We start from the raw sequence: 12226 nt of genomic DNA, 5'->3' as shown, positions 1-12226 counted from the left end.
CGCCTGAAATTCCGAAACTTAGCTGCCCCCTGGGGCCGCTGGGGATTGGGATAAAGCCCGCACTCTGCGCATAGCGCGGGTGTCGGGTAGTTTACTTGCCTTTTTTGTCCTTTTTGCTTGGCTTGGGCTTTTCTGCTGCCGGGATCTCTGTAGCGGTCTCTGCCGCTTTCTCCTCAACTGGGAGCGTTGCCTCTGCCGCAGAGGCTGAGACGGTTTCAGCAGGGGATGCTTCTACAGCCTTTTCTGTAGCTGGCTCGGCTTCCGCAGCTGCAGCTTCTCCATCCGTTTCCGCCCCCGTAGCCGTCTCTGAGGAGGATTCAACGGCCTCAGGGATCCCAGATACCTCTGCTTCTGGCCCATCGGCCTCAAACTCGGCCTCTGGCACTTCAACCTTCTCCTCCGAGCCTGCCAAAGAAGTGGGCGCCTGGGTTGGATTCCCCTCGCTATCGACCCAGTTGACCGTGGTCTGAGACTTCAGCCAAGCCATCACCTTGTTGGTCAGCAAGCTTTCATAGACGGCTTGGCGTACTCGGCGTACTCGTTCCCGATCCAGCTTTTGGCCTTGCTGGGCATAGGCCGCCATCACCTCTTCCACCTCCACGTCCAACTCCGTGGAACCTACGGCAATTTGCTCTTGCCGAACGATGGCACTCAGGGCCAAGGTGCGCCGCAGCCGGTTGATGGCTTCGGGTCGGTGGCGCTCCATCAACTGGTTGAGGGTTTCAGGCGGCAGTTGGGACAGGAGCTTGCGGATCTCGCCTGGCGTGACCCCTTGCTGCTGTTGCAGCGAGTGAAGGCTTTGGGATAGCAGTTGCGTCGTTTCCTGCTCGACTAGGGTCTCGGGCAGATCCACCTCGGTGGTTTCCAGGATGGCGTTGAGGATGGCGGTTTCGAGGTTCTCCTCAGATTGTGTCAGGGCATCCTGTTCAAGGCGCTTTTGCAAGTGCTCCCGCAGTTCGGCCACTGTTTGAAAGCTGCTGATCTCTTGCACAAAGGCATCATCCAATTCGGGCAGCTCTTTGGCCTTGATCTCCCTCAGGCAGACAGTGAAGGTAACCGTTTTCCCGGCCAACTCTTTTCTGAAGTAGTCGTCGGGGAAGGTGGCTGCGATCTCCTTGGTTTCGTCGAGCTGCATGCCCACGATGCCCGCCACAAAACCGGGGATGAAGTTGTCTTCCTTGAGTTCCAGCTGGAAGTCCTGGGTGGTCATCTCGTCGAGGGGATTGCCTTCTGCATCGCGGGCTGCAAAATCGATCACCACCACATCCCCCAACTGAGCAGGCCGATCTTCTACCGGCAAGAGGGTGGCCCGCTGATCCCGCCATCGGTCGATGAGCTGGTCAATTTGCTCAGGCTTGACGTCAACACGGGTTGCCGTAACGGTCAGCCCTTTGTATTGGCCAACGCGGGCTTCGGGGTACACCTCAACATATCCTGAGAAGCTGAAGTCTGCTTCGGGGTTGAACTGAGCCAAGAGCTGACCCACCTCATCATCCAGCTCGAACCGACTGATGGGGGTGAGCTGAGCTTCCTTGAAAGCCTGTTGAATGGCCTCGCTGATCAGGTCATCCACAGCACTGGCCAGGATGCGCTCGCGGCCCACCTGCCGCACAACGAGGTTGCGGGGGGCCTTGCCCTTGCGGAATCCCGGAATTTGGATATTCTGCTCCAGTTGACGCAAGGTTTTTTCGTAGGAGCGCTTCACCCGGTCGGCTTCTACCACGATTTTGAGGCCAACCCGGCTGCCAGGGCGTTTTTCTTGGATAACCTGCATAGGAAGTATGAGCTAGGGAGAGGGGCAAGTAGAAGTTCAATTCTACCTCAACGGCCTGTGGGTCAACCTGGGGATTTTAGGCAGGGGATCCCTCGGTGGCCACTTCTTTCACATCCTGGATGTCCTCTTGGGGTTCGGCACGCTTGCTGGGAGGCAGTTGCTTCACTTTGGCTTCCAGCTCCACCACCATTTCCTTGAGTTCGGTGATGGTGACCTCCTTCTCCTGCAGTTGCCGATTTTTTTCCCGGGCTTCGATGCTGAACTGTACGCGCATCCAGAGGCTATACAGCCAGGCGAGGGCGGCCCCAATCCCGGCAGATGCCAGAAGTTCCATCACCAGAGGGCTTTCAACGCTGACGCCGGGGGCAAAAGTAACCGTGACCGGGGTGGCGTTTTGCATGGCAAAGAGGGCAATGGCCAGGAGGGCTGAAAACAAGATCAGGTAGTTGAACAGTCGCATCGTTTTTCTCCTCGAAGGGATCCACTACGGCTTGCCAGCACCAGAATACCCATAAACTCGGGCCGGTTTTTGAGAAAAATTCCCTCAGAAAAACCAGCCATAGCTGTGTAAGCCTTTGCCCAGAAAGTTGACCCCCAGGTAACATACCCAAACCACTCCAAAACCCAAGCTGGCCAAGAGGGCGGGGCGTCTGCCTTGCCAGCCTTTGGTGATGCGGGCGTGCAAATAGGCGGCAAAGACCAACCAGGTAATCAAGGCCCAGGTTTCTTTCGGATCCCAGCTCCAGTAGGTACCCCAGGCTTCGTTGGCCCAAACGGCGCCGGCGATAATGCCGATGGTGAGCAGGGGGAACCCCAGCCCGATCAGCCGGTAGCTGGTGTTGTCCAAGATTTCTGCCAGGCTCAGCCGTTGCCAGGGGATCCCTTCGGGGGCCGGTTGGGGGGGGAGTTCAGCGGACGAGGGGGCAGGACGGGGGGAGCGGAGGCCGGCGTAGGCCAGTTCTGAAGCCGGGGAAGGCAGGGTGGCTTCCGCCCATTCGGGATGGGTTTGGGGTTGGGGAGGGCGAAATTGCAGGCCGAGGGAGTTGCCCTTGAGATGCACTTCCTGACCGCGAGTGACGATGAGAAAGCTGATGGAGAGAAGGGATCCCACCAACAGCGCCGCGTAGGCCAGCAACATCACAGTCACATGCATCATCAGCCAGTTGGATTGCAAAGCCGGCACGAGGGGCTGGGCCACCTGCATATCTTCCGGCAGCACCAAGGCAGCAAAGGCCACGATCCCGGTTACAACTGGGGCGGTCATGACCCCCACCCAGCGGCTGCGGCTCCAGTAGAGGGCCACCAAATGCAAAGCGGTGATCCCCCAGGCCAGGAAAAACAAAGACTCGTACAGATTACTCAAGGGGAAGTAGCCTGCATCGATCCAGCGGGCCGTCAACAGGGCGGCCATCGTCAAGTTTGCCCCGATCATCCCCGCTAGGCCCAATTCGGCCAAAAGCTGCACCTGGGGAAAAGCTGCCCCACCCCAGTAAAACAGCATGGCCCCCAGAGAAATGGCAAACGCCACGTTGTTGAGCAGAGCTTGCCACTGGGCCAGATCCATGCCCGCAAGAGCTGTTATCGCCAACAGAGCCATACACGACCTCAAAAGTGTCTCCGACCCGGCTTGAGCCAGGCCAGTTGATCCCATTCTAGGGCGGGGGAAGGGATCTTCCCCAAAGGACACATGCTGGTAATGTGGGGATGGCTTGTCTGCGGCTCGGCAGGATACAAAGAGCATTGGGATGTAAGGCTCATGCAAGAACACGCCGGAAATGCCAGGTTGAGAAGGTGGGGGTTGTTGAGATGGTGGATCTGTCTGTTGGCCCTGTTGGCCGCCCTCGTTTTGGCCTCTTGTGGGGGATCCCCGCCTAAACCCCCGCAGGAACAGCTTCCCCAGCTAGAGCGCGTGCCGGTTCCCCCGGAGATTGCCAAGCTGGATGCCCATTTGCAGTATTGTCGCCCGCAAGTTCAGATCCTCAGCCCCAAGCCAGGTGAGGTGTTGTCAGAGCGGCAGGTAACCGTTCGCTTCGCGGTGCAAGGGTATCCGCTTTTCCAAGATCCGCAATTGGGTCTCGGCCCTCATCTGCACGTGGTGCTGGACAACCGGCCCTACATCGCCCATTACGATGCCGATGCTCCCCTCGTTTTCAAGGATTTGGAGCCGGGATCCCATACTCTGCGGGTGTTTGCCGGCAAACCCTGGCACGAGAGCTTCAAAAACTCTGAAGCCTATGCCCAGGTTAGCTTTCACGTGTTAGCTCCCACCCCTGAGTACGTACCACAGCCGCAACTGCCCCTGCTCACCTACAACCGCCCCACAGGCAGCTACGGGGCCGAGCCAATCTTGGTGGATTTCTGGCTGGCCAATGCCCCGGTGCGGGAGAGCCTGTTGAGTGACTTGCCACGGGATTGGCGGATCCGCTACACCCTCAACGGCCAATCCGGCCTGCTGGATCGCTGGGAGTCTTTTTATCTGAAGGGCTTCAGGCCCGGTCGCAATGTGATGGTGCTGGAACTGGTGGACAGCAAAGGGGATCCCATCCGCAATGTGTTCAACAGCGCCGCCCGCGAGATCACCTACACCCCTGGCGGCCAAGACACCCTCTCCAAGCTGGTTCGGGGGGAGCTAAAAGCCGAAGAGGCCCTCGCCATTGTGCAGCCGCAGCCCACACCCACGCCGACTCCGGAACCCACGCCCACCCCAACGCTGACGCCCACCCCGACTCCAACACCAAGTCCGACCCCCACACCTACACCGACTCCGGAACCCACGCCCACTCCTACTCCGACGCCAACGCCAACTCCGACACCCACGCCCACTCCTACTCCGACGCCAACACCAACTCCGACACCCACGCCCACTCCTACTCCGACGCCAACACCAACTCCGACACCCACGCCCACTCCTACTCCGACGCCAACGCCAACTCCGACACCCACGCCCACTCCTACTCCGACGCCAACACCCAGCCCGACGCCCACACCCACACCCACTCCGACTCCAACGCCAGAGGCGACGCCCACGCTTGCACCTCGTCGCCAGCCGCGCTTTCAACTGGGCCGCCCCCGTCCGACACCAGAGGGGATCCCGGCTGTTCCAACGCCACCGCCCGTGGTGGCCACTCCTGAACCTGAGCTTACGCCTGAGCCCAGCCCAGAGCCCTCTCCGCAAGCTGTGCCCACTTCAACTCCCCAGCCTGTGGCTACGCCTTTGCCGCGCGTGACCCCTATCCCTTTCCAGGAGCGGCGGGTGCGACAGCAGGGGTTGCGGCTTTTCCCGCCGGGACTCCACAGTCCAACCTTGCCAGGTGAGCGATAGCGGGACAGAATCCTTGGTTGACAGAATGCCCTTCGCACAGCGGGCCGTGGGCCTCACTGTTTCCCCGATGCCGCTCTGCCTGGGTGCGCAGTTGCCAGTTGTCGCGTTCTCACACCGGTCAAGCGCGAGGAGCGTGGAGCGACGGGAAAGAATCCCCCGACTCTAGCCGTGGGGAGAACGTCGATTCCTGCCCAATGGAAGGGCCGGTCGTGTGGCTAAGCTGATGGGGTTGAGCCAAGTCAGGAGCATTGCCCCCTCAACCTTCTCGCACCGATTGCGGTCGCGGAATGGGATCCTGGTTTTCCGCCTGGGTGGAGCTTTGGATCCCGTTCTCTCCACTTTCCAACCTGAGCAAGGGCCGCAATCGGGATCCCTGCCAGGGATCCAGGACATCCCGAATTAGCACCTCCTGAATCCACACCTGCAGGATTGCCGCCAAAGGCACGGCCAGGAACAGGCCCAGCACCCCAAAGAAAAAGGCTGAAGTAACTTGAGCTACTAGGGTTAGGGCGGGCAGGAGCGACACCTGTCGGGACATAACGATGGGGGTGAAGACGCTGCTTTCCAACTGCTGGATCAGGATATACAGCCCCAGCACTGCCAAGGACTTCCAAGGGGCATCCGTGAGGGCTACCAGCATGGGGGCCACCACGCTTAAGGTGGGGCCGATATTGGGGATGAAGTTGAACAATCCCGCCAGCACCGCATTGGCCAAGATCAGGGGCACCCCCAAAATCCACAGCCCGATCCCACTCAGCAGCATCACCAAGGTGCTGGTAAACAGGATCCCCATCAGCCACCCTCGCAGCGCCAGCTCACAGCGCTTGAGGATGTAGCGAATGCGGGGACGGTAAAAGGCCGGGAAAACCGAGACAAAAGCGCGACTGTAGGCTTGGGGATCCGCCAACAACAAAATGGTGAGGATGATTACAAACAATAGGTTGAGCAGGGTGCCAAAAAAGGCAGTGAAGGACTCGGAGAAAAAGTCGCGCACCTGTCGCACCAACTCGGTGGCCTGGGGCACCAAGCTATTGGCCAATTCCCGCAGCGTCGGCAGCTCAATATCCGTCGGCAAAGAGAGAATCAAGCTCTCGAACAGCCGCTGCGCTTGCACGATCCCGGCGGGCACCCCATCGGTAAACAGCCGCCGCAACTGCTCCGCCAGGGGGGGCACCACGATTAGCCCCACCAAGATCGCGGCCACCAAAACCGTCAAACTGGTGATGACAATTGAGGGGCCACGCCGAAAGCCGTAGCGCTGTGGGATCTGGGCCAAGGTATCCAATGCTACTGCCAACACAATGGCCGCGAACACCAACAGCAGGATCTGCCGGATCTGCCAAAGCAGAACTAGCAGGCCCAACAGCGCCCCTAGCCCCAGCCACTGGGCGAAGGTCACCCGCCAGCTCACCTCCTCTCTCGCCCGGTTGTCGCCTATTCTAGATGGGATCCCGACAAGTCCCATCGCTATTCGAGAACCCTGGATGCGCGATCCTGTCCCTTCAGAAGTGACTTTAGCCGCCCGCAGCAGTGGGATGGAGTTTTTGCTCACGGATGAAGCTCCCCTGCTCTCAGTGGGGGGAGTGTCCCGTTATTTGAAATCGCTGCTGGCCGGGGATCCCTACTTGGTCAGGCTGTGGGTGAGCGGGGAAGTCTCCAGTTGCCAGCGCAACCGCAATGGCCACCTGTTCTTGACCCTAGTCGATCCGGAAACCGGTGACGTTCTCAAGGGGGTGGTCTGGCAGGGCCAAACTTCCCGGCTCAGCTTCTGGCCGGAAGTGGGGCAACAGGTGCTTGCCCTTGGGCAACTTGGCATCTATAGCGGCGGCAGCCATTATCGCCTCGTCATCTGGCAATTGCTGCCTGCCGGGGAAGGGCTGTTGGCGTTGCGATTTCAACAGCTCAAGGCCCGCCTCAGTGCTGAGGGCTTGTTCGATAATCAACGACCTCTGCCTGTTCATCCCCAGTGCATTGCCGTCGTTAGTTCCCCCCACGCTGCCGGCTGGGGAGATATTCGGCGCACCCTCAACCAGCGCTACCCCGGGCTACGGGTGCTGTTCTCCCCAGCTCAAGTGCAAGGGGAGGCGGCCCCGGAATCAATTGTGCGGGCCATTCGCCGGGTGGAACAGGATGGGCGGGCGGAAGTGCTTCTTTTGGCGCGGGGCGGTGGAGCCAGCGAAGATTTGGCCTGTTTTAACGATGAGCGGGTGGTGCGAGCCATTGCCGAATGTCGGATCCCGGTGGTCACCGGGATTGGCCACCAGCGGGATGAAACCCTGGCTGACTACGCTGCCGACTACGCCGCCCATACCCCAACGGCAGCTGCCGAGCGGATCGTGCCGGATCTGGGGGAATTGCAGCGTCAGGGATCCCAGTTGCGCCAGAAGTTGATCGAACGCACTCGCCAAGCTTTGGAAAGGGCCCAGCAGCGTTTGCAGCAGGCCCAACACCACCTGGCTTACGTGCATCCAGAGCGGCTGTTGCAACAGGCTCAGGATCGCTTGACCCAACACCAACATCGCCTGCTCCAAGCCGTGCGCCATCGCTTCCAGCAACGCCAACAGCACCAACAGGCCCTGCAAGATCGCCTCCAAGCGCTCGATCCCGAAGCCATTCTGAAACGGGGCTATGCCCTGGTGCGAAATGAAGAGGGATCCCTGATCCGCACCCATCGCCTGCCTCCCCAAACCCGCCTGATGATACAACTGGCCTCGGGAAGCCTATGGGTACGAGTAGAGGAGAGCCATGAGCCGCCGCAAACGTGAGGAGCCGTGGCGCTATGAAGCAGCCATTGCCGAGGTGGAAACTTTGATTGCCCAGATTGAATCGGGGGAACTGGATCTGGCGGAAGTGGTGGAGCGCTTTCAACAGGCCGCCCGAACCCTGAAAACCTGCGCGGACTTTTTAGAGCAAAAGCGGCAGCAGGTGGAGATCATCATCGAGCAATTGGGCCAAGAGGAAGAAGACCTGCCCGAATCATAGGGATCCCACCTGATCATTCCCCCTGCACTGCTGTCGCCATTCTGCTTCACTATGGATGGTCGTTGGATGGTTGTCTTTATCCTTGCGCCCCCATGCCCGCAAAGATCCTCGATGGCAAAGCCTTAGCCGCCCGCTTGCAAGCGGAGATGGCCGCCCAAGTGCAAGCTTGGATACCCCAGGTGGGGCGGCCACCGGGATTGGCAGTGCTGCGGGTTGGAGAGGATCCCGCCAGTGCGGCTTACGTGCGTGGCAAAGAGCGGGCCTGTGAGCGGTTGGGCATTGCTTCTTTTGGCCGACATTTTTCCGCCCAAGACTCCCCTGCCCATTTGCTCGACACCATCGACCAACTCAATCAGGATGAGCGGGTGGATGGCATCCTCGTCCAACTGCCCTTGCCCCCCGGCTGGGATCCCATCCCCCCCCTTTTGGCAATCGATCCCGGCAAAGATGTGGATGGACTTCACCCCCTCAACCTGGGCCGGCTGTTGCGCGGCGAGCCCGGCCTACGCAGTTGTACCCCTTTGGGCGTGATGCGCCTGTTGCAGGCAGAAGGGATCCCGATTGCAGGCCGAAAGGCAGTGGTGGTTGGTCGCAGCATCTTGGTGGGCAAGCCCTTGAGCTTGATGTTGTTGGCCGCCGATGCGACGGTCACCCTAGCCCACTCCCGCACCCCCGACTTGGCAGAAGTGACCCGCGCCGCCGACATTGTGGTGATGGCCGTGGGCCGCCCCCGCCTATTGAGGGCAGACATGGTGAAACCCGGCGCGGTGGTCATCGACGTTGGCATCAACCGCATCGAGACCCCCACCGGAGCCGAGCAATTGGTGGGAGATGTGGACTATGAAGCGGTCAAAGAGTTGGCCGCTGCCATCACGCCCGTACCGGGAGGCGTAGGGCCGATGACGGTAACGATGCTGCTGGCCAACACCCTACAGAGCTATAAACTGCGCAGCCACTTGTGTAGTCATTATTAAACAGGAATGAAACATTTCTGTTGCATTGTTCCCTAACTTCCCTCTCTCTCTGGGAGAAGAGCTGGGGTTGGTCGCGGCAGCGGCACAGAGCGCTTGGGGAGTGTCTCAATCTAGCTTGAAATGACTATGGTTTGGAGACTGTTCTCAAAATGTTCTGTTGCTTGGATCCTCCCCCTTTGGCCCAGAAGAGTGAGGAATGGAGAAGTTGCCCCAGAGGAGTTTGAGGTGACCGCTGCAAATGTCCAAGCTGCGCGCGGAGCACCCTAAGGCTGCAAGATCATCGACCAGGAGCCGCTCTCCCCATCCCAAAACGGGGCCAGAGACTCTCCCACCACATTGGGCCCCCAATAGCGGCGGGTTCCATCCAGGGCGAAAGCCACCACAATGTCTCCGGGGCCGATTTGCAGCGGTTCCTCTCCCAAGCTCAGCAGCAATCCCTCGCTCCCCCCCTCTCCAGGGGCAAAGTCCCAGTGGGCCGTTTCCGGATTGATCATCCGTTCGCCGCTGCGCATCAAGATCACCAGCCGAACCGGATGGGGCGTGCGATTGCCGACCCGAAAGGGTCCCGTACGGGCGGAGGTGGGGACAGCCTGGGGGGATAAGACAGGCTCTGAGGGCAGAACAGGGATAACATTCCCCTCAACAGAATCTTCCAAGGCTTTCAGCGTCGGTTTCTCCAGAGTCTGTGCTCTCAATCCCTGCACGAGAACCCCTACCCCAACCAGAGCGGCAGACAACACTAGGGATCCCTTGCCCCTCAAAGCTCTGTTCAGCAATGGGCCGCCGGCGAAAAAAGAGGCAACAGCCTGAGCGAATGAGCAGATCAAGACGCACATCGAGACCACTGCAAGCCAAAGTGATACGTGTCGAGTTAGACAAAAGGCATCAACTGCTGCCCTACCCCTGATAGACCAGCCATACGCGTACAGAGTTCCATCAGAGGATAACGCCCCCACCGTGCAGAACACGATCGTTCAGCTACGTTAACACGTCCATTCCTCTATTCCCTGTGCTTTGGAGGAACAAGGAATAAGGGATCCCCCGCCCCAGACCAGGCTGAAACCAGTTTGGATCCCTTTTAGGGATTCACAGCCCGACGCTGCCACCCTTTGGAAGTGCGCTCGTACACCGTCCGCAATTGGGGATAGATCTGATCCCCCTTAAGCTGTAGGTGATCCACCTCTGTTGGCTCCAGCAGTAATGCCACAAAAGTCTGCGGGGGCAGCGGATCTTTCTCTTTCGGCAACTCTTGAATAAAAGCCTCTGGCGGGGCGAGCGGCCCTTTGGGTTCCGGCCAAAACCAGAGGAGCCGTCCTTTTTCCGATATCTGTTGCCACAACTGCTGCCGCTGGCGCTGGGCCTGGGGATCCGGATGATCCGCGGCGATGGCCTCAAGGGTGCCGGCAATGCGGAATTGTTCGCGGGTTTTGCAGAAATACCAGCAGATCTGAGCCTGGGAGCAGTGGGCAATTTGTCGAATCTTCTCGCTACGACTATCCACCGCCAATTGAATGCGGTCGGTATCGCCCAAAAACCCCCGGAAAACGACCGTGCGGTTGCGCGGATGCCCCTGGGGATCCACCGTGGCCAATTGCAAATACCGCACACCGGGATCGCTACGGTTCCGGTGCAGTGCCGCCTGAATCAGCGCCCGCCAAGAGGGATCCGCAGTAGAATTGCCCTTCGGGTCTTTCATCCGTTTTTCGCAAGGTGCAAGCAAGCCAGGATTGGGGCTCTCTCTCCCTTAGCTAGGGGGTGGAGAAGCCTCAGATTGGGAGTCTCTGGAGAGCCCTGGTGAAGACTCCACACCGCTGACGCGACCAGAGCTGGGATCTGGCTCGGTTGGGCTAATGGGATGAAAGTGGTGCTCTACCCAGCCCTCCGGCGGCCCCTCAAACCGCTCCGGCACTGGCTGCTTTACCTGTAATCCCCGCAGCATCGCGTTGAGATAAGCACTATCCCAGGTAAAGAGGCGGCTTTCGCGGATTTTGTGCCACACCGAACGCGACATCAGCAACGTCCGCTCTACATCCTGGGCTCCCAGCTTCAGCAAGAACTCCTCCCGTTCCGGCTGGTAATCGGTGGAGGCCAAGGCCAGAGATTGCGGCGGATGAGCCTGAGTAAGCTGGGCCATCTTGGCCATGAGTTCGGGGTAAAGCCAAGTGTAGGCAGGGTGAACCGTAAGCTTGGCCACATGAGGTTGCTGCCCGGTGCGATCCAACTTCAAGTTGAAGTAGCCGATGGCGGTTTTGCGTTCGGGCTCGTAAACACACACTTCCACCCGCTCCGTCTGGCTAATGGCGCATTTGGCCTGCTCCAAAAGCCAATCCAGTGGGCTAGTGCGAAAATCGTTCACCTCACGGTCGTACACCTGGCGCACAGTGGCCGGCATGGATCCCGTATCCAGTTGGTAGATGGCATAGGCATCCCGGTTGGTCACCGGCACCAGGTTGGGCAATTTGGGCTCGTGCTGGCTGAGAGCTGCCAGAATATCGGCTGGAATCGACCAGTAGGTGATCTGAGCCAAGGGTTGGAAGCCGTTGCGCCGGTAGAGCGCCATTGCCCCCTTGTTGTGGATGTTCACCTCCAGGATCCAGGTGCGAGCTTCCCGAAAGTGCTCCATGCAGTGCTTGAGCAGCCGGGATCCCACCCCCTGTCGCTGGGCAGAGGGCGCCACTGCGATATGATCGACCCGCCAGGTGCTGCGGGAATGGTTGAAGGGAGAAACCTGAATCACCCCCTGAATCTTGCCCTTCAGCTCCGCCACATGCACTGTAAACATGTGCTGGAAGCGATTGGGAAACAGGGTCAGGGTTTTCAGGGGCCCATACCACTGGCGCAACCGCCGCACTTGGCGACGAATATCCACCGAGCGGCTGCCGTACTCTTCATCAAAGGCTTGCGCCAAAATCTCTTCCACAGCCTCCAGATCCCCCAGTTGGGCGGGGCGAATGATCAGGTCAGGGGCACCAATGGGGGCTTCGGCATCCGGGTCGGGTCTTGCTGTGGTGTTGTCCATGCCAATCGCAGGCGGGAGAATATTCAAAGCATAGCTCAGGCTCTCTTGCTTTTTCTAACCGGGAGCATGACTCTAGTCAATAATAAGCTCAACTATACTGAAAATAATGTATAATATGTTCAGTACGGATTACTACCAGTTGATCTTTCTGTTTA

11 protein-coding genes are annotated in these 12226 nt (G+C 59.3%); 4 read left to right on the top strand and 7 right to left on the bottom strand.

Annotated features, from left to right (window positions below; genetic code table 11):
- Window positions 1-91 precede the first annotated feature (91 nt).
- From tig to ccsB, 3 genes are all read right to left on the bottom strand, one after another.
- A complete protein-coding gene (gene tig, locus ACVWZU_RS13545) occupies window positions 92-1774 on the bottom strand; it encodes a trigger factor (protein ID WP_457445417.1) in 1683 nt (560 codons plus the stop codon).
- 76 nt (window positions 1775-1850) lie between these two features.
- Window positions 1851-2234 (bottom strand): LapA family protein, encoded by a 384-nt coding sequence (locus ACVWZU_RS13540; RefSeq protein ID WP_011431755.1) that lies wholly within the window; start codon window positions 2232-2234, stop codon window positions 1851-1853.
- A gap of 84 nt (window positions 2235-2318) precedes the next feature.
- On the bottom strand, window positions 2319-3371 hold the full coding sequence (gene ccsB / locus ACVWZU_RS13535) for a c-type cytochrome biogenesis protein CcsB (RefSeq protein ID WP_457402799.1): 1053 nt from the start codon (window positions 3369-3371) through the stop codon (window positions 2319-2321).
- A 201-nt stretch (window positions 3372-3572) separates the two neighbouring features.
- On the opposite strand from ccsB, the gene ACVWZU_RS13530 reads away from it, so the two are divergent.
- A complete protein-coding gene (locus ACVWZU_RS13530; RefSeq protein ID WP_457402797.1) occupies window positions 3573-5096 on the top strand; it encodes a hypothetical protein in 1524 nt (507 codons plus the stop codon).
- 256 nt (window positions 5097-5352) lie between these two features.
- On the opposite strand, the gene ACVWZU_RS13525 is transcribed toward ACVWZU_RS13530, so the two are convergent.
- The gene (locus ACVWZU_RS13525) at window positions 5353-6507 is read right to left on the bottom strand and encodes an AI-2E family transporter (protein WP_457388773.1); all 1155 of its coding nucleotides are present in this window, start codon (window positions 6505-6507) and stop codon (window positions 5353-5355) included.
- 124 nt (window positions 6508-6631) lie between these two features.
- Here ACVWZU_RS13525 and xseA point away from each other — a divergent pair, with 124 nt between their 5' ends.
- The 3 genes from xseA to folD all read left to right on the top strand — a co-directional run bounded on the left by xseA (window position 6632) and on the right by folD (window position 9052).
- Entirely contained in the window at window positions 6632-7861 is a 1230-nt protein-coding gene (gene xseA, locus ACVWZU_RS13520; protein ID WP_457402854.1) for an exodeoxyribonuclease VII large subunit, read from the top strand.
- A complete protein-coding gene (xseB, locus tag ACVWZU_RS13515) occupies window positions 7842-8078 on the top strand; it encodes an exodeoxyribonuclease VII small subunit (RefSeq protein ID WP_414331652.1) in 237 nt (78 codons plus the stop codon). The genes xseA and xseB overlap by 20 nt, the downstream gene beginning before the upstream one ends.
- 92 nt (window positions 8079-8170) lie before the next feature.
- Window positions 8171-9052, top strand: a complete 882-nt coding sequence (gene folD / locus ACVWZU_RS13510; protein WP_414344695.1) for a bifunctional methylenetetrahydrofolate dehydrogenase/methenyltetrahydrofolate cyclohydrolase FolD — start codon at window positions 8171-8173, stop codon at window positions 9050-9052.
- A gap of 263 nt (window positions 9053-9315) precedes the next feature.
- Here the strand turns inward: folD and ACVWZU_RS13505 are convergent, their stop codons facing one another.
- From ACVWZU_RS13505 to ACVWZU_RS13495, 3 genes are all read right to left on the bottom strand, one after another.
- Window positions 9316-9792 carry a hypothetical protein gene (locus tag ACVWZU_RS13505; RefSeq protein ID WP_457445419.1) on the bottom strand — a complete coding sequence of 159 codons (477 nt, stop codon included), beginning with the start codon at window positions 9790-9792 and terminating at the stop codon, window positions 9316-9318.
- Between the two features lie 338 nt (window positions 9793-10130).
- The gene (locus tag ACVWZU_RS13500; protein WP_457388767.1) at window positions 10131-10748 is read right to left on the bottom strand and encodes an Npun_F5749 family FMN-dependent PPOX-type flavoprotein; all 618 of its coding nucleotides are present in this window, start codon (window positions 10746-10748) and stop codon (window positions 10131-10133) included.
- A gap of 48 nt (window positions 10749-10796) precedes the next feature.
- The gene (locus ACVWZU_RS13495) at window positions 10797-12071 is read right to left on the bottom strand and encodes a GNAT family N-acetyltransferase (RefSeq protein ID WP_457445414.1); all 1275 of its coding nucleotides are present in this window, start codon (window positions 12069-12071) and stop codon (window positions 10797-10799) included.
- Between the last annotated feature and the right edge of the window lie 155 nt (window positions 12072-12226).

It is taken from the genome of Thermostichus sp. MS-CIW-26 (assembly GCF_054059115.1).
Note: the sequence above shows the minus strand (reverse complement) of the source record. Positions and strands in the feature narration are given on the sequence as shown.

Bases quoted from the DNA above. Each gene is read 5' to 3' on its own strand.
- tig (WP_457445417.1), bottom strand. From the start codon at position 1,774: ATGCAGGTTATCCAAGAAAAACGCCCTGGCAGCCGGGTTGGCCTCAAA.
- ACVWZU_RS13540 (WP_011431755.1), bottom strand. From the start codon at position 2,234: ATGCGACTGTTCAACTACCTGATCTTGTTTTCAGCCCTCCTGGCCATT.
- ccsB (WP_457402799.1), bottom strand. From the start codon at position 3,371: ATGGCTCTGTTGGCGATAACAGCTCTTGCGGGCATGGATCTGGCCCAG.
- xseA (WP_457402854.1), top strand. From the start codon at position 6,632: ATGGAGTTTTTGCTCACGGATGAAGCTCCCCTGCTCTCAGTGGGGGGA.
- xseB (WP_414331652.1), top strand. From the start codon at position 7,842: ATGAGCCGCCGCAAACGTGAGGAGCCGTGGCGCTATGAAGCAGCCATT.
- folD (WP_414344695.1), top strand. From the start codon at position 8,171: ATGCCCGCAAAGATCCTCGATGGCAAAGCCTTAGCCGCCCGCTTGCAA.
- ACVWZU_RS13500 (WP_457388767.1), bottom strand. From the start codon at position 10,748: ATGAAAGACCCGAAGGGCAATTCTACTGCGGATCCCTCTTGGCGGGCG.
- ACVWZU_RS13495 (WP_457445414.1), bottom strand. From the start codon at position 12,071: ATGGACAACACCACAGCAAGACCCGACCCGGATGCCGAAGCCCCCATT.